Source organism: Collinsella sp. CLA-SR-H006, assembly GCF_040097075.1.
Classification (GTDB): Bacteria; Actinomycetota; Coriobacteriia; order Coriobacteriales; family Coriobacteriaceae; genus Collinsella.
This window is the reverse complement of record NZ_JBBNPD010000014.1, coordinates 24824-51009: the sequence shown is the minus strand read 5'-3', so window position 1 is coordinate 51009 and position 26186 is coordinate 24824. Positions and strand designations below refer to the sequence as shown.

Annotated in this window: 20 protein-coding genes and 1 tRNA gene; 12 read left to right on the top strand and 9 right to left on the bottom strand. The window is 59.1% G+C overall.

Annotated elements, in window-relative coordinates; translation table 11 throughout:
- Window positions 1-53: 53 nt before the first annotated feature.
- Together AAA069_RS08380 and AAA069_RS08375 are read left to right on the top strand one after the other, a co-directional pair.
- Window positions 54-470 (top strand): helix-turn-helix transcriptional regulator, encoded by a 417-nt coding sequence (locus AAA069_RS08380; protein WP_006235210.1) that lies wholly within the window; start codon window positions 54-56, stop codon window positions 468-470.
- A 439-nt stretch (window positions 471-909) separates the two neighbouring features.
- A complete protein-coding gene (locus AAA069_RS08375; protein WP_349128091.1) occupies window positions 910-3210 on the top strand; it encodes a hydratase in 2301 nt (766 codons plus the stop codon).
- A 469-nt stretch (window positions 3211-3679) separates the two neighbouring features.
- Here AAA069_RS08375 and AAA069_RS08370 read toward each other — a convergent pair whose 3' ends face one another.
- Both AAA069_RS08370 and AAA069_RS08365 read right to left on the bottom strand, forming a co-directional pair.
- The gene (locus AAA069_RS08370; RefSeq protein ID WP_349128090.1) at window positions 3680-4348 is read right to left on the bottom strand and encodes a hypothetical protein; all 669 of its coding nucleotides are present in this window, start codon (window positions 4346-4348) and stop codon (window positions 3680-3682) included.
- A 141-nt stretch (window positions 4349-4489) separates the two neighbouring features.
- Entirely contained in the window at window positions 4490-5137 is a 648-nt protein-coding gene (locus AAA069_RS08365) for a hypothetical protein (protein ID WP_349128089.1), read from the bottom strand.
- A gap of 623 nt (window positions 5138-5760) precedes the next feature.
- On the opposite strand from AAA069_RS08365, the gene clpB reads away from it, so the two are divergent.
- The 3 genes from clpB (at window position 5761) to AAA069_RS08350 (ending at window position 10391) form a co-directional block, all read left to right on the top strand.
- Window positions 5761-8388 carry an ATP-dependent chaperone ClpB gene (gene clpB, locus AAA069_RS08360; protein WP_055310051.1) on the top strand — a complete coding sequence of 876 codons (2628 nt, stop codon included), beginning with the start codon at window positions 5761-5763 and terminating at the stop codon, window positions 8386-8388.
- Between the two features lie 133 nt (window positions 8389-8521).
- Window positions 8522-8716 (top strand): hypothetical protein, encoded by a 195-nt coding sequence (locus AAA069_RS08355; protein WP_229066879.1) that lies wholly within the window; start codon window positions 8522-8524, stop codon window positions 8714-8716.
- A 322-nt stretch (window positions 8717-9038) separates the two neighbouring features.
- On the top strand, window positions 9039-10391 hold the full coding sequence (locus AAA069_RS08350; protein ID WP_349128088.1) for an ATP-binding protein: 1353 nt from the start codon (window positions 9039-9041) through the stop codon (window positions 10389-10391).
- 73 nt (window positions 10392-10464) lie between these two features.
- Here AAA069_RS08350 and AAA069_RS08345 read toward each other — a convergent pair whose 3' ends face one another.
- The 3 genes from AAA069_RS08345 to AAA069_RS08335 all read right to left on the bottom strand — a co-directional run bounded on the left by AAA069_RS08345 (window position 10465) and on the right by AAA069_RS08335 (window position 13931).
- Window positions 10465-11961, bottom strand: a complete 1497-nt coding sequence (locus tag AAA069_RS08345; protein WP_349128087.1) for a hypothetical protein — start codon at window positions 11959-11961, stop codon at window positions 10465-10467.
- Window positions 11962-12197: 236 nt separating this feature from the next.
- On the bottom strand, window positions 12198-13205 hold the full coding sequence (locus AAA069_RS08340; RefSeq protein ID WP_152068161.1) for a DUF5692 family protein: 1008 nt from the start codon (window positions 13203-13205) through the stop codon (window positions 12198-12200).
- Between the two features lie 63 nt (window positions 13206-13268).
- Window positions 13269-13931 (bottom strand): TetR/AcrR family transcriptional regulator, encoded by a 663-nt coding sequence (locus tag AAA069_RS08335; RefSeq protein ID WP_117770275.1) that lies wholly within the window; start codon window positions 13929-13931, stop codon window positions 13269-13271.
- A gap of 189 nt (window positions 13932-14120) precedes the next feature.
- Between AAA069_RS08335 and AAA069_RS08330 the strand changes: the two genes are divergently transcribed.
- From AAA069_RS08330 to AAA069_RS08300, 7 genes are all read left to right on the top strand, one after another.
- Complete coding sequence (locus AAA069_RS08330) at window positions 14121-16898, top strand: FAD-dependent oxidoreductase (RefSeq protein ID WP_349128086.1); 2778 nt, start codon at window positions 14121-14123, stop codon at window positions 16896-16898.
- A 96-nt stretch (window positions 16899-16994) separates the two neighbouring features.
- Entirely contained in the window at window positions 16995-17423 is a 429-nt protein-coding gene (locus AAA069_RS08325) for a hydrogenase maturation nickel metallochaperone HypA (protein ID WP_117770276.1), read from the top strand.
- 405 nt (window positions 17424-17828) lie between these two features.
- Complete coding sequence (locus AAA069_RS08320) at window positions 17829-18818, top strand: PTS sugar transporter subunit IIB (RefSeq protein ID WP_195246705.1); 990 nt, start codon at window positions 17829-17831, stop codon at window positions 18816-18818.
- 18 nt (window positions 18819-18836) lie between these two features.
- Window positions 18837-19655 (top strand): PTS mannose/fructose/sorbose transporter subunit IIC, encoded by an 819-nt coding sequence (locus tag AAA069_RS08315; protein WP_343006487.1) that lies wholly within the window; start codon window positions 18837-18839, stop codon window positions 19653-19655.
- A 16-nt stretch (window positions 19656-19671) separates the two neighbouring features.
- Window positions 19672-20592, top strand: coding sequence for a PTS system mannose/fructose/sorbose family transporter subunit IID (locus AAA069_RS08310; RefSeq protein WP_055310058.1), 921 nt, complete (start codon window positions 19672-19674; stop codon window positions 20590-20592).
- 120 nt (window positions 20593-20712) lie between these two features.
- Complete coding sequence (locus AAA069_RS08305; RefSeq protein ID WP_195919107.1) at window positions 20713-21111, top strand: DUF956 family protein; 399 nt, start codon at window positions 20713-20715, stop codon at window positions 21109-21111.
- A gap of 125 nt (window positions 21112-21236) precedes the next feature.
- A tRNA-Arg gene (locus AAA069_RS08300) sits at window positions 21237-21312 on the top strand.
- A gap of 332 nt (window positions 21313-21644) precedes the next feature.
- Here the strand turns inward: AAA069_RS08300 and AAA069_RS08295 are convergent.
- The 4 genes from AAA069_RS08295 to AAA069_RS08280 all read right to left on the bottom strand — a co-directional run bounded on the left by AAA069_RS08295 (window position 21645) and on the right by AAA069_RS08280 (window position 26179).
- Window positions 21645-22157: a restriction endonuclease subunit S gene (locus AAA069_RS08295; RefSeq protein WP_349128103.1), complete on the bottom strand. Its 513-nt coding sequence runs from the start codon at window positions 22155-22157 to the stop codon at window positions 21645-21647.
- 22 nt (window positions 22158-22179) lie between these two features.
- On the bottom strand, window positions 22180-22746 hold the full coding sequence (locus AAA069_RS08290; RefSeq protein WP_349128085.1) for a restriction endonuclease subunit S: 567 nt from the start codon (window positions 22744-22746) through the stop codon (window positions 22180-22182).
- A complete protein-coding gene (locus tag AAA069_RS08285) occupies window positions 22730-24655 on the bottom strand; it encodes an N-6 DNA methylase (protein WP_349128084.1) in 1926 nt (641 codons plus the stop codon). Before AAA069_RS08285 ends, AAA069_RS08290 begins: the two co-directional genes overlap by 17 nt.
- A gap of 585 nt (window positions 24656-25240) precedes the next feature.
- A complete protein-coding gene (locus tag AAA069_RS08280; protein ID WP_349128083.1) occupies window positions 25241-26179 on the bottom strand; it encodes a relaxase/mobilization nuclease domain-containing protein in 939 nt (312 codons plus the stop codon).
- Between the last annotated feature and the right edge of the window lie 7 nt (window positions 26180-26186).

Here is a 26186-nt window from a genome sequence, read left to right as displayed (position 1 = left end):
CGCGCCCGCGGGCTTATGATGGACGATAACGAGACGGAAAGGGGTCAGGTAGCATGGCCGAGGACAATAGGAACAAACCGCTGTACATGATCAGTGTGGCGGCCGAGCTGACCGGCATGCATCCGCAGACTCTGCGCGTCTACGAGTCCAAGGGACTGGTGAACCCCCAGCGCTCGGGCGGTAACACGCGTCTGTATTCGCGTGCCGATATCGAGCGCCTGGAACTCATCAACCAGCTGACCGACGAGGGCATCAACCTTGCCGGCGTGGTGCGCATCCTCGATATGAAGGAGCGTGCCGAGGAGCGCGAACGCGAGAACGAGAAGCTCCGCGCCCGCGTGCGCCAGCTCGAGGACGAGCTGCACGAGTACAAGATGCAAAAGAAGATCACCGCTCTGGCCCCGCGCGACGGCTCAGTTAACCCCGAGCAAGTCATGCGCAAGCTGCTGGGCGCCGGCGGGGATTTGTAGTTACGCGGTTTTACCAAACCGCGTAACGGGCCGACGCTGCGCGCCGCCCAGAGCGACAATTTGTCATTCAAAAGGCAAGGCATGACCAGAAGGTCTATACCTTGCCTTTTTCATGCCAACTTGTTCGCTCTGGACGTCGCTCGCTGTCCGTCCTCTACCTGCGGCGTTGCCTTGCTCCGGATGCGGTAGTCATTGGGGACGTTCTTAAATGACTGGTCAAAGGGGACATTCTTGCGGCACTTGGCACTTGGGGACGTTCCTTTTGTGCCGGCACTTTGGGACACTCCTTGTCCAGAGAGTGATGCAAGGGGCTCGTCCTTTGCTTTACTGAGATAAAGTGAACGTGTAGATTCGTAACCCACTCGCAACCGTTCTATGGCACGATATTGAACGAATGTATGCTATGCGCCCAAATCTTTTGGGCAGAGTGGGAGACAGTATGGTCAAGCTGTACGAGGACGGCATCTACCTGCGCGGCGGCAGCGAGGTTGTGCCTGCGGCCGAGGCCGCTGAGCGCGGCATTACGCAGACACCCGAGGATGCCAAGCGCGGCACCATCGCGTATTCGATCCTTCAGGCACACAATACGTCCGGCGACCCCGAGGCGCTCAAGATTCGCTTCGATGCCATGGCGAGCCACGACATCACCTTTGTCGGCATCATCCAGACGGCGCGTGCCTCGGGCATGGAGCAGTTCCCGCTGCCCTACGTGCTTACCAACTGCCATAACTCGCTGTGTGCCGTGGGTGGCACCATCAACGAGGACGACCACGTCTTTGGCCTCTCGGCTGCCAAAAAGTACGGCGGCATCTTCGTTCCGCCCCATATCGCGGTCATCCATTCCTTTATGCGTGAGAACTTCGCCGGCTGCGGCAAGATGATCTTGGGCTCCGACTCGCACACCCGCTACGGCGCTCTGGGCACCATGGCCGTGGGCGAGGGCGGTGGCGAGCTGGCAAAGCAGCTGCTGCGCGACACCTACGATGTCGCCTATCCCGGTGTCGTCGCCATCTACCTCACGGGCGCCCCGCGCCCCGGCGTCGGCCCGCACGATGTGGCACTCGCCATCATCCGTGCCGTCTTTGCCAAGGGTTACGTTAAGAACAAGGTTATGGAGTTCGTGGGCCCCGGTATCGCGAGCATGACGACCGACTACCGCAACGGCGTCGACGTCATGACCACCGAGACCACCTGCCTGTCGAGCATCTGGGCCACCGACGAGGACACGCACGCGTTTTTGACCATGCACGGTCGCGGCGAGGACTACCGCGAGCTCAAGCCCGCCGATGTTGCCTACTACGACGGCTGCGTCGAAGTCGATCTGTCGAGTATCAAGCCCATGATCGCGTTGCCGTTCCATCCTTCTAACGGCTTTGAGATCGACGAGCTCAACGAGAACCTCGAGGACATCCTGCATGAGGTGGAGCTCGAGGCCGCCAAGATCGGCGAGGGCAAGACGCACTTTAGCCTGCTCGACAAGATCGTCGACGGCAAGCTGCACGTGCAGCAGGGCGTTATCGCCGGCTGCTCGGGCGGCAACTACGACTCCGTGGTCCAGGCTGCTCGCGTGCTCAAGGGCGCTAACACCGGCTGCGGCGAGTTCTCGCTGTCGGTCTATCCCACGAGCCAGCCCGTGGCACTCGAGCTTACACGCCGCGGCTACATCTACGACCTTATGGAGGCCGGCGCGATTGTGCGCACGGCATTCTGCGGCCCGTGCTTCGGCGCCGGCGACACGCCTGCCAACAACGGCCTTTCGATCCGCCACACCACGCGCAACTTCCCCAATCGCGAGGGTTCCAAGCCGGGCAACGGTCAGCTGAGCGCCGTGGCCCTGATGGACGCCCGCTCCATTGCGGCGACGGCTGCCAACGGCGGCGTCCTGACGCCGGCGACCGACCTGCCCGAGGAGATTTGGGACGAGGCCTGCGAGTACACCTTTGACGACGCGCCGTACAAGAAGCGCGTGTACTGGGGCTTTGGCAAGGCTGAGCCGGCCGACGAGCTGGTCGAGGGCCCCAACATCAAGCCGTGGCCCGCGATGGAGCCTCTCGGCGACGACATCCTGCTCAAGGTGTGCTCCAAGATCATGGACCCGGTCACTACGACCGACGAGCTCATTCCCTCGGGCGAGACGAGCTCCTTCCGCTCCAACCCGCTGGGTCTGGCCGAGTTTACGCTCAGCCGTCGCGACCCTGCCTACGTGGGCCGCTCCAAGGAGGTCGACGCGGTGGAAAAGCGCCGCGTTGCCGGCGAGGCAGCGGGCGACCTGGTGGCACTCGATGCCGAGCTTGCCAGCGTGTTTGAGGCGCTGACCGGCGCGGGTGTCGCGGCCGATGCCAAGGCGACTGAGTACGGCTCCATGCTCTATGCCAAGAAGCCCGGTGACGGTTCTGCCCGCGAGCAGGCCGCGAGCTGCCAGCGCGTAATTGGCGGCCTGGCCAACATCGTCCACGAGTACGCCACCAAGCGCTATCGCTCCAACGTGATGAACTGGGGCATGGTGCCCTTCCAGATGGAGGCCGAGCCCAGCTTTGAGGTGGGCGACTACGTCTTTGTGCCGGGTATCCGCGCCGCGCTCGATGGCGACCTGAAGGGCATCGCCGCCTACGTGGTGCGCGCCGATGGTGCGGTCGAGCAGATTGAGCTCTACATTGCCGATATGACGGCAGAGGAGCGTGCCATCGTCAAGGCTGGCTGCCTGATCAACTACAACAAGTTCAAGGCAGCTGCCGAGTAACGCACTTAATTGTCCGCCCGGGGCCACACCTTTCCCTCGTGCTCACGCGCTTCGCGAGGGTCGCCCGAGGGAAAGGTGTGGCCGGGGCTACCGCGACGTTCTCGTTGGGTCTTGAGGGGCGCTAATAAATAGACTTGTTTGATGCCGCCTCCTTTTATTGGGGCGGCTTCTTTTTGTCGAAAACCACCACGAAGGGGTAGGCGCCTTTGCGGTGGTTCCGTTTGTCTCGACCTGTAACATCTGGGCCCCTATTTGACGAGCGGCTGTTACAGATTGAGACAAACGATCGCCGCCGATCATTTCATCTCAATCTGTAACATCTAGGATCGAAAAGGGCCGCTAGATGTTACAGATCGAGACAGTCGAGTGCCAGAGTCGAAAACTGCCACAAAGGGGGCGGGCACCTTTGTGGCGGTGGGGACGAGCTCGATGTTGTTGTGATCGTTGAGCGGCATGTTAATGGGCGGCTCTAGAGAATTTCATCTGGGCTGGCGGGCTTGGTTGTTTTGGGGATGCCGAGTTTGGATGACGCGAAATCGTCAACATTGTCCTTAATTCCGTCTTTGGTGTAGACAGTGACCGTATAGGTGCTGTGCCCGAATTCGCTCTTGTCGCGTGTCGCCCAGGCCTGCCAGTAGGCAGCCCCGCTTCGCCCTTGGATTTTTCCGATACGGCGGAGTTCTGTTCGCTTTAATTTCCGGTCGCTATAGATGGTTCGACCGGCCTCCTCGGTGAGCCCGCACTGCCCAAGCAGCTTGTCGAGGACTTGGTTCATATGGCGCTCGTCGGTGTTTGGAGCATAGTCGTAAGCGAGGGTGATGGAGTCAAGAGGCTGGTCGTCGATCAGATAATTCATCGCCTGAGGGTCAAGGCAGAAATAAGGAGAGCATCCGTCGACCTGGCCGAGCAACGGTAACTTGGACTGCCAAAGTCCGGTGGGAATTCTATCTTCGTAGAAAACACCGCGGCAGATAAAGGAGAGCGAGGTGGCACGCGAGCCAGCGTCGACCATTCCGCATAAATCGAAGGGCGAGGCGATGCCAAGGGAAAAGGGCGTGGCGACGATAAGGAAGAGCATAACGATGGGTATGGCGAGAATGGCGATGACGTTGCGACCGGTGGAATGAGGCGGCTTCATATGCGCTCCTCGAGACAAAGAGCAGACAAGCTCGATGACAAATGAATAATCTCAGCTAACAATTCAATTTTAATCTCATAACGTGTGACAGCTGGCCGTCGAAACCGAGAAGCACCACAAAGGTGCCTGCCCGGCGGGTCCTTATTTCGATGGGGCCCAGGTTATTTCATCGTCAAATAGCCAAGTGCGTGCTGAGCCACTGTCGCGCGCTGTCTGTGGATCGGGCTCGCAAGTTTGTTCGTAGGCATCCTCGGTACACCGATCCATAAAATCGACGACTGCCGTCTGGTCGCCCTCCATGACGTAGATTACGTCGCCATCCGAGATATAGACCCCCGGTCCTTCATTGTCCACGTAGCCGGGGTCGTATGAGACGTTGCACAATCTGCTCCCGTTTGCCGCATCGAGCTCAAGGGTCGAATAATACCCGCCAACCATTTGGCCGTTCTTGGCTCGATATATTGCGGCGCCGTACCATCGCTTAAACGTCTTGCCTTTGAGTAAACTGGTTGCCTTGCCGATAAGCTGCTCATCTTGGGTATAGCGCGTGGCTCCAAGTTCGATTCGGGGATAGTTACTGACCCCAAGCGCTGCGGGCGTACCGTCGAAATCGACGGTGATTGAATCGGGTTTGACGATATCGGTGAGGATTTCGATGGGGTAGCTTACGGTTTCAACCGCCGCCTGCGTTGCCGAGGCAGGGAGAAATGCGAGATAGATAATGCCCACGCCGACTGCGGTAATTGCAAACGCTAAGACGAGCAGGCCGATATAGGTGGAGCGTTTCACGGCGGGTACCTCGCAAACAGTATGAATTCATTAAGATAAGTGATACCAGCTTACGACAATATTCAAAAGAAAGCGATCGGTCGAAATGACGGGGCGAAAAGGCCCTATTGGGCTTCGATTTGACCTCTAATAGGAATATTTGCCCCACTCATTCTGGGCGAGAGGTCAATAATTGAGTCCACGAGTCTTGAGCGATACTATTCTCACTAAACTCACTATTTTCACAGTAAGCACTATAAATACGATAGGGAGGACAACGAGAACGTTGTGACGTGCGATAGCTAAGCCGTTTAAGCCGGACTCTGACCTTGAATCTCCGCCTCTATCTGTGCGAACGGGCTATTGTCGGTTCTCGATTCCATCGCTGCGTTCTCGTTGGGTCTTGGGATCGCCAAACGTAGACCGGGCTTGATGCCTCCTCTTTTAATCGGGGCTGATTCTTCTCTGGACCACCACAAAGGGGACAGGCACCTTTGTGGTGGTTTGCATGTCGTGGGGGCACTCAGAAAATCTTATATATAGAGACTTAGATTTGTGTATAAGATCGTACAAAGCTGGCAACAATACTTCTCGAACAACGTGAAGCCGCCCCGTAGGGCGGCCGCCCCAAGAGAGGTGATTCCATGAGAATCGATAAGCTAGCAATGACGTCGCGCGAGGCGCTGCAGACCGCCATGAGCACGGCTGCCGACGCGCAGGCCGGCGCGGTGGAGCCGATTCACCTGCTGTCCGCCCTGCTCGGTGCCGGCGAGCGCAATATCTCCGTGATCATCGAGCGCATCGGTGCCGACCCGGCCCAGCTCGCACGCTCCACGCAAGATGCCATCGACCACGCGCCCAAGGTTTCGGGCGAGGGCCAGCAGATGGGCCTGTCCAACGAGCTCGTCCGCGTCATCGAGAAGGCCGAGAAGAAGGCCACCAAGATGGGCGACAGCTTTGTGGTGACCGAGCATCTGCTGATGGCACTTGCCGAGGACAAGGGCGAGGCCGGCCGCGTTCTGCGCGACGCAGGCGTCACCAAGGAGCGCATCGAGCAAGTCTACGAGGAGCTGCGCGGCGATGACCGCGTGACGTCCGCCGAGGACAAGACGCAGTTTGAGGCGCTGGAGCAGTACGGTCGCAACATTTGCGACCTCGCCCGCGCCGGCAAGCTCGACCCGGTCATCGGCCGTACCGATGAGATTCGCCGCACCATCCAGGTCCTGTCCCGCCGCACCAAGAACAACCCCGTGCTCATCGGTGAGCCGGGCGTCGGCAAGACGGCCATCGTCGAGGGCATCGCCCAGCGTATCGTGGCCGGCGACGTGCCGAGCACCCTGCGCGATCGCGACCTCATCGAGCTCGACATGAGCGCGCTGGTCGCCGGCGCCAAGTACCGCGGCGAGTTCGAGGACCGCTTGAAGGCCGTGCTCAAGGAGGTACAGAAGTCCGAAGGTAAGGTCATCCTGTTCATCGATGAGCTCCACACCATCGTGGGCGCGGGTGCCACCGAGGGCTCCATGGACGCCGGCAACATCCTGAAGCCGGCGCTTGCCCGTGGCGACCTGCACGCGATCGGCGCGACCACGCTTGACGAGTACCGCAAGTACATCGAGAAGGACGCGGCGCTCGCGCGTCGTTTCCAGACCGTTATGGTGAGCGAGCCTACCGTCGAGGACACCATTTCGATCCTGCGTGGTCTGAAGGAGAAGTACGAGATCTTCCACGGTGTGCATATCACCGATAGCGCGCTCGTGGCAGCTGCCGACCTCTCCGATCGCTACATCGCCGACCGTTTCCTGCCCGACAAGGCCATCGACCTGGTCGATGAGGCCGCAAGCCGCCTGCGCATGGAGCTCGACAGCATGCCGGTTGAGATCGACGCCACCACGCGTCAGCTCACCCAGCTGCAGATCGAGGAGCAGGCGCTCATGAAGGAGACCGATGACGCCTCCAAGGAGCGTCTGGAGGCCCTGCGTCAGGAGATCGCCGAGGTCCAGGAAAAGCTCAACGTGCAAAAGGCCGGCTGGCTCAACCAGAAGAACGCCATCGATCACGTGCAGGAGCTCAAGGGGCAGCTTGACGAGGCCAAGAGCGAAGAGGAGCGCGCGACGCGCAACGGCGACCTGGGCCGTGCGTCCGAGCTGCGCTACTCCGTGATTCCGGGCCTGCAGCAGCAGATTCAGGATTCCGAGGCCGCGCTCGAGGCACAAAAGCAGCAGGACGGCGAGGGCCTCAACGAGCAGGTGACCTCCGATGAGATCGCCGAGGTCGTGAGCGCCTGGACCGGCGTGCCCGTCTCCAAGATGATGCAGGGCGAGCTCGACAAGTTGAAGGGCCTGGAGGGCGAGCTGCATAAGCGCGTCATCGGTCAGGACGAGGCCGTCTCCGCCGTTGCCGCGGCCGTGCGCCGCAGCCGTGCGGGTCTCTCCGATCCGGACAAGCCCATCGGCAGCTTCTTCTTCCTGGGCCCCACCGGCGTGGGCAAGACCGAGCTCGCCAAGGCGCTTGCTGAGTGCCTGTTCGACGACGAGCGCGCACTCGTGCGTATCGACATGTCCGAGTACATGGAGAAGTTCAGCGTCCAGCGTCTGATCGGTGCGCCCCCGGGATACGTGGGTTACGACGAGGGCGGCCAGCTTACCGAGGCCGTGCGCCGTCGTCCGTACTCCGTGATCTTGCTCGACGAGATGGAGAAGGCTCATCCGGATGTCTTTAACGTGCTGTTGCAGGTGCTCGACGACGGCCGTCTGACCGATGGCCAGGGTCGCCAGGTGTCCTTCAAGAACACGATTATCATCATGACGTCCAACGTGGGCTCCAAAGCCATCGCCGATCTGTCCGGTAAGGACGAGGAGGAGATGCGCCATCAGGTCGACGCCGCCATGGCTCAGACCTTCCGCCCCGAGTTCCTCAACCGTATCGACGATATCGTGGTGTTCCATCCGCTCGGCATGGCGCAGATTGAGAAGATCGTCGACATCCAGCTTGCCGACGTCCGCGCACGCCTGGCCAAGGAGCGCATGACGCTTGCCATCACCCCGGCGGCCAAGCAGATGCTCGCCGTGGGCGGCCTGGACCCCGTGTTCGGTGCCCGTCCGCTCAAGCGTCTGGTCCAGCGCGAGGTCGTGGACGCCATCGCCGCCGCCATCATCGACGGCACGGTGCGCGAGGGCGATCAGGTGACGGTCGATGTCGACAAGGACGGCGGCTTTACCGTCGTGTGCGATAACACGCCGGCGGCCACCTACGAGGTCCCCGACGCCGAGTAGATTTTGGGCCATGCCTTAAAATCTGTCAGTCGTCTCTAAACGCCAAGGGCGGCGGATCCAATTGGGTCCGCCGCCCTTTTTCGTGCGACAATCGATGATGTTGAACACGATTGCATGGCAAGGAGATATGCAGATGAAAGACGAGATCAAGACAAGCGCGCCGGCGACCGATGCCGCACCCGCCGCGCCCAAGCCTGCGCCTAAGCCGGCGCCCAAGCCGCGCGACCCCTACATCCGTGCCGAGAACGAGGACGACGACGGCTACGATCCCTACAGCGATCGCCGCCCCGAGCGCGAGCCGATGTTCGAAGCCGATCCGTGGCGCTGAGTGCCACCCAAAAGGCCACCAATAAGTTGCGGTGAAATAGGGACTGTTTTGCAGTTTGGCCAGCAAAAACAGTCCCTATTTCACCGCAACTGCGTTGGGGATTGTTCTACAGGGGGAGGGTAGTCAAAAAAGCCCCGTCCCAAATTGACTGCTCGGGGAGTCGCATTCGAGCTCGGTTGTCCTCTTAGCCACTCGATATCCTTCGGAGCAATAACGGTGATAAAACTTGCTTAAGTGTTAATCAAGCCACACACAATCTTGCTCTCTAATTAATCAAGAATCAGTATAATTTTGATTAGCTAGAGAGCAAGATTGGAGAATCATGGCATTCAACGACTTGATCGCCCAGAAAATAAAGGACTTTGAACAGCAGGGGGTTCCGCAGGTCTTTGAGCGAGACCTTGATCTGGGAAACCCACAGGAGCCAAAGCGCGACAACATCGTAAATGTGGTTGTGGGGGCCCGCCGTTGTGGAAAGACGTATCGCCTGTATCAGGAGATGCAGCGGCTTCAGGGTCGGGGCGTCGAGCTTGACCGGATGCTTTACTTTAATTTTGAGGACGAGCGCTTGCGCCCGTATGAGTCATCGCTGCTGGCGGACGTGCTCGACACGTTCTATGCGCTGTATCCTGCTGCTCGAACCGAGGGCGCTTACATTTTCTTTGACGAGATCCAGGAAATTCCCGAATGGGGTGCGTTTCTGCGGCGTGTAGTCGATACGGAGAAAGCGACCGTCTATGTGACGGGATCTTCTTCTAAGATGCTGTCCTCAGAGCTTAAGAGCGAGTTCAGGGGTCGTTCTCTTATACGGGAGCTTTTTCCGTTGAGTTTTTCGGAATACGTTCGATATAAGACGGGGAACGTTTTCGAGCCAGATGCGACCTTTTCCCCAAGCGATGCAGCGCTGCTTCGACATCATCTGATCGGATATCTTGAACGAGGGGGATTCATCGCGACGCTTGAGCAGACGCCTGCAGACGCGATTCAGCTGCTACAGGAATATGCTTCGCGAACGGTCGCTATGGACGTCGTTGAGCGTTACGACGTCAAGAACCCTCGCTTGGCATCGCTGTTCCTAACGCGGTGTATGGCATCTTCGGGACGAGAGCTGTCGGTGAACAAAGTGTACAACGAGTTCAAGAGCAGGCAGATACCCGTCAGTCGTAATTCGCTCAGCGACTTACTTGAGTATTATGAGGACGCCTACCTGCTGTTCTCCGTGCCGGAGTTCACGCGTTCACTGGCAAATAACATGCGGTCTGCGTCTAAGGTCTACGCTGTCGATCCTGCGATGTTTGGAGCATTCTCTCCCGCATCGGCATTGGACCAGGGCCAGAGGCTCGAGACCGCAGTGTTCAACGCGCTAAGAAGAAGGACTCCCGCGGTGAGGATCGGATCGGTCTGCCGCCTGCTGATCAAAGAGAAGAGCAAAAGCCATGAGGTGGACTTTGTGGCTGGGGACGCACTTCTCATGCGGGCTTATAGCCTGATTCAGGTGAGTGTGGATATGGCAAGTGAGAAAACGCGCGAGCGCGAAATTGCCGCGCTTGATGCCTCGATGGCCCAGTTCGATCTTGGCGAGTCGGCAATCGTTACCATGGATGAGCAGGCCGATATTCCATGCGAACACGGTGTGGTACACGTTGTGCCCGCATGGAAGTGGCTCCTTGCCTAATCGTCTATGGGCCTGTGGGGTCAGGACCTCCTGGCCCCTTCATCACGGTTGGGGAGCACCATGATGCGCCCGGCTAGTCCTGGGCTTTGATACTCGGCAGGAGAATCTGGGCGAGGTAGTCGGTCTCGAGTTTGGTCGCGGCGTCAGCCTTGCCGTCTTTGCCGACCAGCACGTTCTTGATCTGGCTATAGGTGTAGCGGTTGCCGGTCGTAAGCTCGACAAGCTCAATGGCCGTGTCCATGGGGTAGGTCGACACGGGGTCTTGCGTGCGCCCGTTGATGGTCTGGGGCACCACGTACGGATAGACGGGGCCGCTGGCGTAGACGGTGTAGCCGTTGCCGAGGTTTGCCGCACCCAAAACCGCATCGCCCTCATCGGGCGTAAAGCTCTCGCCGTCGCGCACCGTGACAAGCGTCACAAGCGGCGTGTTCGTGTCGCCGGCAAGATAGATGCACAGCGTGCTGCCGTTTTGCCAAGTCGCGACTTTACCGTACCACTCAACGGGAATATCGAGCTGATACAGGTCCGTTGCCTTATGTCGAGCATCGGCGTCGCGGGCCGCCTGTGCCTCGCGGGAGCTCACGGCGTTGACGGCGGCATCACGGCGCGCGGTTGCCGCCTGCTGGAGCACCTTTGCGACCGCGGCGGAGTTCACCCCGCCTTCCTCGGCATACTTGGCGGCGGCATCGATCTGGTCGTCAGTCACCGTGTCGGCCGAAGGCACCTTGAGCTTAAAGGTGGCCTGGGCACTTAAATCCTGTCCATCGCTCTTAACGGTGACCTGCGTCTTGGTGGTCGGGACGGTATAGATGGTGCCGTCGGCCGCGATGGGGGAGGCAGCGATGGAGAGCGTGTAATCGCCGGGCAGCAGTTTGATGCCGCGACCGTGCTCGTCAACATAGAGCGTTTCGCTCACGGAGGAGCCGTCAGAATCCTGACCGCTCACCTGTACGGGAATCTTGGAGCCAGTGGAACAGTCGAGGCCCGCGGCATGCACGCCAATCTGCACTGACATCATCGTGTGGGCATTGGCGGCGACAGTGGCAGCCTGCTCTTGCTGATATCCGTTCCAGGCAGCATAGCCTGCACCGCCGGCGACGAGCGCGACGGCCACGACACCGGCGACCATCAGATTGCGGCGCTTGGGCGACATCTTGCGATGGCGAACCTCGGCCTCGCGTGCCGAGGGAACGGACGGCAGGGGTATATCGCCCATGGCGATGGTCTCGTCCACGGCTGGTGCGGAACCCAGGCCAGGAAGCTCGCGAGTCAGCGAATCCTCGGCCGGCAAGCTGTCGAGCAAGACGGTTTCCTCGCCCGTGTCGGATTCGGGCTGGTCGTCGGCCTCGCTTTCGGTGTCTTCGTGATCTGCCTCATCCTCGGCAGGCTCAACGTCGCCTGTATCCTGATCATCGGGCTGCGCCTCGATTTCCGGCTCATCCTGCACATCAACGCTCGAATCGTCAAACGCAACATCGTCAAGCGAAATCCGGTCTAGGCTCTCCAGGGCCTCGGCACACGCTTCTGCATCTTGGACCGCGTCCTCTTGGCCCGTCGTCTCATCTTTCATATATCCCCCAAGCTCAATATCGGGACAACACTGTACCCAAAAACAGGACCCTATAGAGCCGCCTCATGATTTGAAATCCGATTTTATATATGCGCATGTTTTTGAATAGATGAATAGAGACGCAACGACAAAAGCCCCCGAAAAGCGAGCGAAACGCTTTCCGGGGGCTCTGCGAGGCATTGGATGAAAAACCTGGCGGGCGGGCCTATGCCCAGGCGCCAACAGCGACCAACATGTTACTCGGCGTGAGCGTAATCGACCTTGGCGCGACGAGCGGTGGCCTTCTCCCAATCGCTGGTGCCCTCAAAGACATCCTGCTTGTAGGGATTGCGGCCGAGCTTCTTGGCGCGGTAGGCGATGTAGATGATCGCGGCGACGTTGGCGACCAGTGCGGCGATCGAGACCGCGGTAGCGGCGCCGGGGTCGAGCGTGGAGTGGGTCACAAAGATGGACTCCTCCTGGAAATACGGGAACACCTGGGCAAACATGCACCAAATAGCCAGCGTAAAGGCGCGGTTCTGGATCCAGCCGCCCTTGTTCCAGATAAAGGCGGCGACGGTGGGCGCCAGCAGCAGCGCAAAGCCGCAGAACCAGGAGTGGGTGGGCAGGCAGTTGTAGGTGTAGCAGAAGTTCCAGATATCGTAGGCGATGATGTAGACCCAGGTCATATCGGGCCACAGCATGTCGGTCTGATCCTCGGAGGCGTAGACGCTCCACCAACCGGTCATGCAGAAGATGTTGATGATACCGGCGATGCCGTTGAACACGTTGTTCCAGCCGGCCAGCTGCGTAGCGCCTTCGGAGGTGACCCAAGTGGACTGGCCCAGGACAAAGAAGTGATAGGCGCTCTCAAAGTCGGACACGACGGCGATCATGATGTTGATGGCGACGATCACAAACGGCCACGCGCGGAACCAATGCGCCTTGCCGATCTTGCCCCACTGGTACTTAATGGCAATGAAGCCCCAGCAACCGGCCAGCGCCGCGTATACCTTGGCGTAGTGGAACCAGCTGTTCTGGTACACATGGGTGGGGTTGGTGAGTGCCCACTCGGCACCCTGCGAAACGCCGATGGCGATGGCGACGCAGTAGATGGTCATGGCCAGCGGAGCCACGCCAAAGATGATTGCCGCGCCCAGCTTGGTGCGGCGGCCGACCTCGTTGAGCACGATCAGGCCAATAAAGACCATGGCCCAGCCGGCCCAGTGGATAAGGGTATCGCTACCCCAAACATCGAACAGCATGCTGCTCTCCTTTCACACGCCCGCGGCCCCTCTTCTGATCGCGGGCAGTTTGGCCAAATGTCGTCAGTTCTGGGGCTTGCGCTCCGGATACTTGGCGGTATAGCCCTCGATGTGGAGTGTCGAGGCGATGATTTCCTTGACCGTTTCGTCGGGCACATCGGGGTGCGTGCGGATATACATCAAAAGGCCCATGATGAGGGTGTAGAACGTCTCGTAGACATGGTCGATGCGTAGCTCATGATGGGCGACAAAATCCACTACGGTGGTGTCGCAGATATACTGCGCCACGCGCTGGACCACGTTGTGCAAAAAGCCGCCGTAGAGCGCGCCGCTGCTCGAGGTAAGCGTGCTCGGCAGCTCGTGGCCGCTGGCGACCAGGCGCTTAAAGAGCGGGGCGACGGTGTCGAGCGCGCCCTCGATATCACCGACGGTGCGGTCGGCGTTCCACCGCTCGAGTTCGGAGATAAAGTCGTCGATCGCCTCGTCCATAACAGCGGTGACGGCGGCGTCCATGTCGGCGAAGTAGTGGTAGAACAATGAACGCGTGCAGCCGGCTCGCTTGGTCACGGCCGATACCGATAGGTGGGACACGCCCAGCTCGGAGCTTACGGTGCGCACGGCATCGAGGATCTCGCGACGGCGTTCGTCGCCCGTCAGGCGCTTTGCCGCGCTATCGGATGCGGGGACGGCATCGACCACAGAGGTACCTGCTGTGTTATTGCCCATGTTTTGCCGCCTTTCATCCTCTTTTGCCTGACCGTTCGCCTAACAGTCTTGAATATTGTTGACGGTTCGTCAATACTATTTTTGACACAATGTCAACAATGGCGGGTGAACGGCATGGGGGCATGTCCGGCCTGCAAAAAAAGAGGGGCGCTGCGGTCCCGCCGGGCTGCGGCAAGAGAAGGGACAACCATGATTCTCAACGGACCGGGGATTAGTTACACCGAGCCCGACATCGGTTCGGAGTTCGTGCCGCCGCTGCCGGAGCATCCGCGCGAGGCCATCGTCAAGCTGTGCGAGCACTGCACCAACCGTCTGCTGCATCGCGACGAGCTGCTGGGCTACGAGTACTGGTCGTTTGCCGAGGCCGCAACCGACGAGCAGGCCGAAGTGCTCTGCAAGATGAAGATGCGCCGTCCCTATACGCTGCCCGAGATGGTCAAGCTCACCGGCATGCCCGAAGCCGATATCGAGAAGATGCTCGACGACATGAGCTACACGGGTCTGCTCGAGTACAACTGGGAAAACCCCGAGCGCGCCAAGCAATGGGTGTTGCCCATGCTGGTGCCGGGTTCTGCCGAGTTCCTCAACATGCGCGTGAGCCAGCTCGAGGAGCACCCGGTCTATGCCAAGTTCTTTGAGCAGGCGTCCAAGGGACCGCTGTCCAAGGCCACGCCGATGGTGCCGCCCGGAGGCGCCGGCATCGGCATGCACGTCATTCCGGTCGAGAAGGCCATCGACGCCGCGAGCACCTCGGTGCCGATCGAGCATATCGAGCATTGGCTCGACAAATACGATGGCAAATATGCCGCCAGCACCTGCAGCTGCCGCGCGAGCCGTCGCGTGATGGGTGAGGGCTGCGCCGACGACCCGGCCGATTGGTGCATCGCCGTGGGCGATATGGCCGACTACGTGGTTGAGACCGATCGTGGCCATTACGTGACCCGCGACGAGGTTTACGACATCTTGCGCCAGGCCGAGGACAACGGCTTTGTGCACCAGATCACTAATATCGACGGCGAGAACAAGATCTTCGCCATCTGCAACTGCAACGTCAACGTGTGCTACGCCCTGCGCACCTCGCAGCTGTTCAACACGCCCAACCTGTCGCGCTCGGCCTATGTCGCTAAGGTCGAGAAGGACAAGTGCGTGGCCTGCGGTCGCTGCGTCGAGGTGTGTCCGGCCGGCGCCGCCAAGCTGGGCCAGAAGCTCTGCAGCAAAAAGGCCGGCGGACAGGTGCCCGAGTATCCGCGCCAGGAGCTGCCCGATGCCACCAAGTGGGACCACACCAAGTGGTCGCCCAACTACCGCAACGACAACCGCATCGAGACGCATGAGTCCGGCACCGCTCCCTGCAAGACGGCCTGCCCCGCGCACGTTGCCGTTCAGGGCTATTTGAAGCTCGCGGCTCAGGGTCGCTATGACGAGGCGCTGGCACTCATTAAGCGCGAGAACCCGCTGCCCGCTATCTGCGGCCGTGTGTGCAACCGCCGCTGCGAGGACGCCTGCACCCGCGGCCGTGTGGACGCCGCCGTGGCCATCGACGAGGTCAAGAAGTTCATCGCCCAGCGCGATCTGGATGCCGCGACCCGCTACGTCCCGCCCGTGGTGACGCCGACGCGCGCTGGCGGCTTTGATCAGAAGATCGCCATCATCGGTGCCGGTCCGGCCGGCCTGTCCTGCGCTTTCTATCTGGCCGAGAAGGGCTACAAGCCCGTCGTCTTCGAGAAAAACGAGCGCCCGGGCGGCATGCTCACCTACGGCATTCCCAGCTTTAAGCTGCAGAAGGACGTCATTGAGGCCGAGGTCGAGATCATTCGCCTGATGGGTGCCGAGTTCCGCTATAGCGTGGAGGTCGGTCGTGATGTGACGCTCGACGAGCTGCGCGCGCAGGGCTTTAAGGCCTTTTACGTGGCCATCGGCTGCCAGGGCGGCCGCCTTGCCGGTATTCCGGGCGAGGATGCCGTGGACGTGACCGTGGCCGTCGACTTCCTTCGCGAGGTTAACAGCGGCAAGATCGATACCCTGTCCGGCCGCACCATTGTGGTGGGCGGCGGCAACGTGGCCATCGACGTTGCCCGCAACGCCTGCCGTCTGGGCTCTGGGCACGTTGAGATGTTCTGCCTGGAGAGCGAGGTCCAGATGCCCGCCAGCGAGGAAGAACGTCGCGAGGCCGTTGAGGACGGCGCTCACATCAGCTGCGGCTGGGGCCCCAAGGAGATTCACCTGGACGAGGCCGGTCGTGTGTGCGGTATCACCTTCAAGCGCTGCACGCGTGTCTTTGACGACGAGGGCCGTTTTGCGCCCGAGTACGACGAGAACGATCTGCGCCGTGTCGATGCCGACCGTGTCGTCATGTCGATTGGCCAGTCCATTGTGTGGGGCGACCTGCTGGCTGGCTCCAAGGTGGAGCTCGGCCGCGGCCAGGGCGCCCTTGCCGATCCCCAGACTTACCAGACCGCCGAACCCGACATCTTTGTGGGTGGTGACGTCTACACTGGCCCCAGCTTTGCCATCGACGCTATCGCCGCCGGCCACGAGGCCGCGGTGTCCATCCATCGCTTTGTGCAGCCGGGCTCCACGCTCACCATCGGCCGCAATCAGCGCCGCTACACCGCGCTCGACCGCGACGACGTTGTGCTCGAGAGCTACGACAACGCGAGCCGCGAGGTTGCCCACGTGGACCGCGAGCGCGAGAAGGCTGCGCCGTTTAGCGAGTACGTCGAGACCTTTACCGAAGAGCAGGTGCGCGCCGAGACCGCCCGTTGCCTGGGTTGCGGTGCCTCGATCGTCGACCCCAACAAGTGCATCGGCTGCGGCCTGTGCACCACCAAGTGCGCGTTCGACGCCATCCATCTGGATCGCGACCGCCCCGAGTGCTCCACGATGGTCAAATACGAGCAAAAGCTCCCAAGCCTCGGCAAGTACGCTCTAAAGCGTGCCATCAAGATTAAATTTGGTCGTAAATAGGTAGCCATGGCGGGTAAGGGGACGGCGCAGACTAGATCTCGTCGTCCCCTTGCTTTGAGTTTGCATCGAATCAACCTCTGCAGAAAGGGTTTCGCCTTGCATGAATTGGGAATCGTCTATCACATCATTCGCGATGTCGAGAACGTGGCGCGCGCCAATGGCGTGCGTCGCGTTTCGAGCGTCACGCTGCTGCTGGGCGAGGTCTCGGGCGTCGTTCCCGACTTGCTACTCGACGCTTGGCGCTGGGCGGCAGATAAAAAGCCCATCACCGAGGGTGCGGAGCTTATCGTGGAGCCCGTTGAGGCCGTGACACATTGCGAGGCGTGTGGCTGCGACTACGCGACGGTCGAGCACGGCAAGGCCTGTCCCCATTGCGGTAGCGGCGAGACCTATTTGCTGCAGGGCCAAGAGGTAATGATCAAACAGATCGAGACCCCCGAAGAGGATCCGGCAGGCGCTGCCCCCGACGGCCCTTCCGACGCGCCCGATGCCGTCGACGCCGCCAACCCACTCCACATCGTCTAGGATCCCCTATAAGTTGCGGTGAAATAGTTCCTAAATCCAGCCTTCTGGCTCTTAAACAAGAACTATTTCACCGCAACTTTTTTGAGTAGTTTTGTTGAGCATAAGTCGTGCAAATAGTCAAGCCATGTCTGTTTAAACAAAATAGTGACAGTACGAGCACATTCGCACTTGCTTAATATCGATATTAATGAACAGCTTGCTTGTATCTATAAAATACATAGCTTGATGAGCGACGCCTTGTCGTGTAATGAGTCAAAAAGCAGTAACGTAATCAACTTGTAACAAACCTAGACGTTTAAACAAATAATCCAACCTTTTGCGGATTTAGCTATAATTCCACAATCCAAACAGGTATACTCCTTTCATGTCGTGTAGGAAATACGTAGACAAAAAGGAGGTTATGTGATGGTAAGTATTGTTCTTGCTAGCCACGGGGACTTGGCAGCTGGAATCAAGCAGACGGGCTCGATGGTCTTTGGCGATCAGCCGTCTGTTGCCGTGGTCTCGCTCGAGCCGAGCATGGGCCCCGACGACTTCCGTGCCAAGGTCGAGGAAGCAGTCGCTTCCTTCGAGGACCAGGAGCAGGTGCTCTTCCTCGTTGATCTGTGGGGCGGCACGCCGTTCAACCAGATCAGCGGGCTCATCGAGGGCCACGATTCCTGGGCTATCGTCACCGGTGTCAACCTGCCTATGCTCATCGAGGCATATTCGCAGCGCTTTGACGCAAAGAACACTGCACATGCGATCGCAAAACATCTCGTGACTGAGGCTAAGGCTGGCGTGCGCGTCAAGCCCGAGTCTCTGGAGCCCGAGGAGAAGAAGCCGGCTGCGGCCGCCGCTGCTCCTGCAGGCGCCATCCCTCCGGGAACGGTCATCGGCGACGGGCACATCAAGATTGCCCACGTCCGTATCGACACCCGTCTGCTGCATGGTCAGGTGGCCACCACGTGGACCAAGCAGATCAACCCCAACCGCATCATCGTGGTTTCCGACGGCGTTGCTCACGACGAGCTCCGCAAGACCATGATCGAGCAGGCTGCCCCTCCGGGAGTCCATGCCAACGTCGTTCCCATCAAGAAGATGGCCGAGGTCGTCAAGGACACGCGCTTTGGTGACACCAAGGCCATGCTGCTCTTTGAGAACCCGCAGGATCTGCTCAAGGCCATCGAGGCCGGCGTCGACATCAAGGAAGTCAACATCGGTTCCATGGCTCACTCCAAGGGCAAGGTCGTCGTCACCAACGCCGTCGCTATGGGCGATGACGACGTCAAGACTCTCGAGGCCCTCAAGGCCAAGGGCGTCAAGTTCGAGGTCCGCAAGGTTCCTTCGGATGCTTCCGAGGATCTCGACGCCATGTTGAAGAAAGCTAAGGCCGAACTGGCCGCTCAAGCATAGTAAAGGAGGGTCCGATACATGTCTGCAATCACTATTCTGCTTGTTGCGATTGTCGCGTTGCTTGCCGGTATGGAAGGCATTCTGGATGAGTTCCAGTTCCATCAGCCGCTCGTGGCATGCACGCTTATCGGTCTCGTAACCGGTCACCTTCAGGAGGGCATCCTCCTGGGCGGTTCGCTCCAGATGATGGCCCTTGGCTGGGCTAACGTCGGCGCCGCCGTCGCGCCTGACGCCGCTCTGGCCTCGGTCGCTTCTTCGATCATCATGGTGCTCGCCCTCAACGGCGGCGCCACTGATTCGGCCAAGGCCGTTACCGCGGCCATCGCCGTCGCCGTCCCGCTGTCGGTCGCTGGCCTGTTCCTGACCATGATTTGCCGTACCATTGCTACCGCTATCGCTCACGCCATGGACGGTTGCGCCGAGAAGGGCGACTTCTCCGGCATCGAGCGCTGGCAGTACATTGCCATCCTCATGCAGGGCCTTCGTATCGCCATCCCGGCAGTGCTTCTGTGCGTCATCCCGGCCGAGGCCGTTACCAACGCGCTTAACGCTATGCCCGACTGGCTGTCCGGCGGCATGGCTGTCGGCGGCGGCATGGTCGCTTCCGTCGGTTACGCCATGGTCATCAACATGATGGCCACCAAGGAGACCTGGCCGTTCTTCATCCTCGGCTTTGTCCTTGCTGCCATCCCTCAGCTCACGCTGATCGCCCTTGGCCTCATCGGCATCTCCCTTGCCCTCATCTACCTTGGCCTTAAGGATCTGGCCAAGCAGGGTGGCGGCATGGGCGGTGGCTCCGGCGACCCGCTCGGCGACATTCTGAACGATTACGAGTAGGAGGGGAGTGATACATATGGCAGAGAACAAGATTCAGCTCACCAAGGCTGACCGCAAGAAGGTTTGCTTCCGTCATCAGTTCCTTCAGGGGTCGTGGAACTACGAGCGTATGCAGAACGGCGGCTGGTGCTTCGCAATGATCCCTGCGATCAAGAAGCTCTACACCAGCAAGGATGACCAGATTGCCGCTCTTAAGCGCCATCTGGAGTTCTATAACACCCACCCCTATGTTTCCGCCCCCGTCATTGGCGTTACCCTCGCCCTCGAGGAGGAGCGCGCCAACGGTGCTCCGATCGATGACGTCGCCATCCAGGGCGTCAAGGTCGGTATGATGGGCCCGCTCGCCGGCGTCGGTGACCCCGTCTTCTGGTTCACCCTTCGCCCGATTCTGGGCGCTCTGGGCGCTTCCCTGGCCATGTCCGGCAGCATCGTCGGTCCGCTGCTGTTCTTCTTCGCGTGGAACATCATCCGTTACGCTTTCCTGTGGTACACGCAGGAGTTTGGCTACAAGGTCGGCTCCTCCATCGCCAAGGACCTCTCCGGTGGTCTGATGGGCAAGGTCACCGAGGGCGCTTCCATCCTGGGTATGTTCATCATCGGCGCCCTGGTCGAGCGCTGGGTGTCCATTTCCTTCACCCCGATCGTCTCCACGGTCAAGCAGTCTGCTGGCGCCTTTATCGACTGGGCTAGCCTGCCCTCCGGTTCCGAGGGTATCAAGGAAGCGCTGACGATGTACAACTCCGTCGGTGCTACCGCCCTTGATCAGATGAAGGTCACCACGCTTCAGGCCAACCTCGATCAGCTCATCCCCGGCCTTGCCGCCGTGTGCCTGACCCTGCTGGTCTGCAAGCTCCTCAAGAAGAAGGTCAGCCCGATCGTCATCATCCTGGCTCTCTTCGCCGTCGGCATCATCGGTCGCTTCTGCGGCTTCATGTAAGCACGCTTCGGCTTAAGACCGAGAATTGCTAGGCAAGGGCTTTTGAGCCATTGAAACGGACCGCACCCGGTGGGTACACTGGATGCGGTCCGATTGTTTTTATTGGAGGGCGAGGCGCGTATGGCGCAATCTCAGAACAGCACGGTCGATCTGGCAACGCCGGCAACCTGCCTGATGGGGCTTACCAGCCACGGTAACGTGATGGTGGGCAATAAGGCGTTTGAGTACTATAACGAGCGCAATCCCGAGGATTATATTCAAATCCCGTGGGACGAGGTCGACTATATTGCCGCCGAGGTTTTGCGCGGTACCAAGAAGATCACGCGTTTTGCCATCTTCACCAAGGACAACGGTCACTTTACGTTTTCGACGCGTGACGACAAAGAGACGCTTCGCGCGGTCCGCAAGTACGTCGACGAGAATAAGCTCGTGCGTTCGCCCGACTTCATCGATGTGACGGCCAAGGGTGCGAAGAGCATTCCCTCCGTTATCAAAAACCTCTTCCACAAAGGTAACTAGTCGCTGGGTAGTCGTTGGGGACGTTCTTAAACGACTAGTCATTAAAGAACGTCCCCAATGACTACCTCGAAGAGTGGCTATGCGCTGCATGGCAGTGGCGCAAATCTGCTACACTAGTACAACATGCCTCCGTAGCTCAGGGGATAGAGCACCGCTCTCCTAAAGCGGGTGTCGTGCGTTCGAATCGCACCGGGGGCACCAGAAGAAAATGCAGGTCAGACGGTATAAATCGTCTGACCTGCTTTTGTATAGATAGGGCTAAATAGACGATAGAGGGGTGAAAAAGGGGTGAAAGATAGTTCTATGATGAAAACAGCTCGCCTACATATTTCACTCCGATATTTCACCCAAATATCCGGTTTTCAACCCTTTCCACAGTCTGCGGGCTTATAAGAAGCCCTCCGACTATGGAAAGCGTTGAAAACCTAGGGTGACGTTGCTGTGAGAAGGGCGAGTTTCCAACAGCCCCCGGTGTCTCCGGGTTACACTTGGGACCCTCCGACACCGAGGACCGTTGAAAACTCGCCCTTCTGCTAGGCAGGCATTTTTTCTAAGTAGGCCAGTTGCTTCAGAAGCAGCTGGAGAGTAATTGACATTCCAAATATTTCCATGAAAGTGAAGTCTGGCTCGCCACCGTTTACAGAGGGAAGCATAATTGCCTGGCGTGCCATCCTTGTAGCATTGAACTTGTACAGATAGCCAAACTTGCTCTTTTGCTGCTGGATGGCGACTTTTAGGAAGAGGTAGATAAACTCGTTGCCCTTGTTGTTCTTGACGTGAAAGCGTTTAACGTCATCGGAGAAAATGCACTCATAGGGGTGGTAGAACCCAAGGCAGACGCCATTACCGTTATAGTTCACGCCAAGGACATTGTTGTCGAGCGACGAATTCTTATCAGCCGTAAAACCGGCAATCCCGTTGCTATTGTCAAGCGCCCCAATAAACGGTCGTCTTCCATACTTTCGGTTACGAGATTCCAAGCGCCTCCCGGAACGAATGTCGAATATTTGGCTGATTGAGTACGATTTCCAATCTCTTTCGTGCAGTGAGGAGTGGTCGAACTCGGGGTTATTTACTCTCTCTCTCTCTCTCTCTCTCGATAGAGGCGATGCGCTTCATCAGGAATTCGCGGCAGCGCTGGACTTGAATGGCTTCTCGCTCGCGGATGTAATCCTCCATGAACTGCCAATCGGGATTGCTGGACTCATCGATGGGAAGCATTACTCGTAGCAAATTGAGCCGTTTTAGGCTGATCGACCTTCCGTGGCCGAATAGCGTTCGCTGTTTAGAAATGGATGCGGCCACGAATTGCATGGCATATCTTGAGAGGTTTCCGATTGAGTCTCTTGGCCTTAAGTCCGTTACGTGGGTGTCGAGAGCGAACTCCATTGGTTGGTAGTACGCGAGACCCGCCCCGCCATCGCCGTCGTTGTTTAGAGTGATGGCGTGGCCACGATGAAGTCTTTCGTTTGGGATAGAGACAAAAGCCTTTACGCCGTTGTCGCAGTTGCGAGCGGAAATAAGTGGAACGTCTCCGACCTGAAGAGAGGTCATGTTTTTCTCGGTGCCGCGAGCCGGTTGAAATAAATCCGAGATTTTAAAGGGTGCCCAATCCCTGTTATTCAAATCGAGCATCGGGGTCCTCCTCGAAGAGATAGCTACGACCATGAGAAACCATGTCTAGCTGGAATGTTAGATAATCGGCTATTGCTTTCTCGAAATCCTCTTCGGTAGGTATCTCGTCGTTGAAGTAATAGAAGCTGTGCAGCCACTCGTCATCTGGCTTGACGGTCGAGCTGACGCAGAATTTCGATGGGGCGTCTTCGCGGCCGTTCCAAACGTCAAGAAGATGCTGCTTTCTGTCCTTTGCAGAGTCGCCTTCGACCAGGCCGACGTGCGCCCTTACCTCATAGCCATCATCCCTAAAGTCGATGAAACGGCATTCCTTTTCAGGGTCATGTGGTTCGCCGGCGGTGAACACGGCTATGACGGGATTCGTTCCGACCCCATAGAATGTATCGGTGTTGCACGTAATAACGCCTTCGAGGGTGTGATGCTTGAGGATGGAGACCTTGAACTCCTTCTCGGCTTTGCTTTTTCCGGTCATGGATGATTGCGGAACGATGACCGCCGCTCTCGCACCTATTGTGAGAGAGTCGAGAAGACGTTCCACAAAAGATGGCTCGTATTGGCTTGGATCCGCTTTGGTTCCTTGGCTGTATGGAGGATTCATCAGCCCGACCGTTGCCCCTTTGAGCTGTATCTGGGCCGGGTTTTGCTTGAGGAAATCGCAGCATTCGAGGTTACTGTTTCCGTCTCGCCTAAGAATCATGTTTGCAGCCGCGACTGCAAACATGTTGCTTTGGAGCTCGATGCCGTGAAGGCGCTTTTTCTTAATGTCTTTGCGTTGCTGCTCGCTGGTTGCAGAAGAAAGCATGCGATGCATGGCGGCGATGAGAAATCCCGCCGTTCCGCATGTTGGGTCAAGCACCGTATCTGTAGGCTTAACATCAACGAGCTCACACATAAGGTCGCAGATGTGCTTTGGCGTGAGTACGATGCCGAGTGTTTGGCCGTCCCCGCCGGAATAGCTCATAAACTCGCCGTAAAAGCGACCTATGAAGTCTTCAGAAGTCTGCTGGTACTTGATGCTTTTGAAAACGTGTTCGTTAAGGAAGTTCGTGTAGTAGTGCAACGGGGTCATCCCTAGGGTGTCATTGACCTCGTTTAAGCGAAAGCTTGTTTGAACAATGCCGAACTCAGCAAGAAGCTTGTTTTTCTTCACATCTGGCCCGGCGTTGGAGCGCGTGAGTCTTCCACGAATGGCGTTCATCAGCTTATCGCCGTCGCGCATGCCTTCGGTCTGGTCCCCGGTAAGGGAATCGATTGAGAATCCGCCGTATTCGATTTCATCCAAAGCTAGAAGAATCCCCGCTACCACAAGAGCCTTGTCTTGGTCCTTGATGGAGCCGTAGGTGCGAAGATATTCGTGAAGCTCTGCCGCATCCTTGAGAATTTGTTCGGTGGTCTTCTCGACGTCGGTTGGTTCGTCAAGAACATACCGTGTGTAGTATTCAACGATGTTGCTCGGTGAGAGCCAAGTGAACGATTCGAGGTCTGGGAGCCTCTTGTAGCCTTCTCGGTCATTCACGAACACGGGAGATATGGTGTGATGCTTGGAGTCCCCTGAAACCCCAACGGCGAAGACCTCAGTGAAAGGGCTCTTCTTTGCGATGTGCGAGGCGTAGTGATAGGCACCGTTGACGGCATAATCGGTAACGGCCTCGGTGCTCATGTCGAGGATGTCAGCATCTGTTAGCTTTTCATGTCGGCTCTGGCTCGCCTTATCTTCGATGACAAGAACAAAGCGGCCAATTTTCGAAACGTATTCAGGATAGCCAGCGTTTCCCGTTCCGCGCTTGGATGCGTCCTTGAGGGCGTTGTCGATTTCTTTGATGCTGCTCCCCTGTGATGTGAACTCAATATCACATTCGGTGAGCCTGTCGGCAACCCAAAGGTCGAGTGCGGCTTCTTTCCTGGCCATGTGAAATCCTTTGATAACGAGCTGGTGCGAATTGAATCGCGACAAAGATATCCAACAGTTTAACCTCCGGCTATAGAGCAAAGGAAAACTACTTCCAATCGGAATTATCGAACGGTAGCGATTCGAGGTTGTCACGTAGCGATCGGCCTTGAGGCCGATGGGTCCCGCTTATGGGCGGGACCCCCGCGACGCATAGCGTCGCTCTCGCTGCGGCTCCCTGGCAACGCTCCCCAGGGTCGCGTTTCGTCCGCCTCCGCTCACGCCGGCCCCACCCGCCGAACGGCTTCGCTCGATGGCTTCCAGAAGTCGCCATCGCTCCGCCGTGGTCGCCGGGCGGGGCCTCTCGCGCCGGGTCGCCGAGCACCGTCGTGCGACGCTCCCCATGGGTCGCGTCTCCTCGGCGTCGGCTCAACCGGCGCTCACCTGCCTGGGCTCGCGTTGCCTTGGCAACCGGCTCGCTCCGTGCAGGCAAGATATGGATTCCGTTGCACGGAATCATCTTGCCGCCTGCGGCGGGGGCGAACCGCTCCGAAGTCGCTCTCGCCAAAAGGGGCCGGGACGCCTGTTGCGTCCCGGCCCAAATGCTCAGTCCCCTCGCCCGTTCTGGTTCTCGAGCGCCTTGCGCTCAAGCTCCCAGAACGCCCTCATCGCCGTCGCTATCCCGCGCAGCGTGAAGCGGACGACGAGGCCGGTCGAGTGGTCGACCGCGAAGCCGAGCCTGCCGCCGTTGACCTTCCGCACAGCCCCGAGGGCCTTCGAGAAGAATCGGTACTGAAGGCTCCCGCCCTTCGACCTGGCGAGCTCGATGCCGTCCCGCCTGAGCCGCCGCTCAAGCTCGCCCATCCGGTCGGGGCAGTCGCGCATGCGCCCGACCTCCTCGATCCGGCGGGCGACCGCGACGCGGATGCGGGCGTTCTCCGAGCGCTCGGCCTGCCCCTTTCGGGCCATGTCGCGCTCTTCCGTGCCGGGTTGCCTCGCGTGGACGCGCGAGTTGGCCTTGCCGCGCTCAAGCTGCCTGAGTCCATACCTCTCGTCCAGGGTACGGACGGTCTTCACGCGTGATGCTGCCGCCTTTCGGGCGGGGCCCTCGTCGAGCCTTCGGCCGGTTTCCAGATCACTGCGGTTGATGCCGAGGTGCACGGCGTAGCGGTCAGTGGCGTCCGCGCGGCAGCGCTCGCGGTGCAGCATCATCACGACCTCCTGGTTGGGGTAGCGCTCGGCCACGTACTCCCTCGCATAGCGCATGCACAGCTCCGGCGTCATCTTCCCGCCGTTGAGGTCGCACTCGTCTGGGAGGAACCCGAGTATCTGGTGCTGCATGTAGGTACACTTGGCACCGGCCTTGCCGGGCCTGTCGTGACCCATGGCCGCCCTCGTGTCCGCCATCTCCTGAAACCAGCGGTCATCGTCGATGATGTTCTGCGTGCCGTGGGCGAGCGCCTTGTCGCGGTCCCAGGAGAGGTAATCCCTGAGTCTCGCGAGGTGCCTCTCGCTGCAGACGCTCGTCTGCTTTATCGCCGTCATGGTCGCC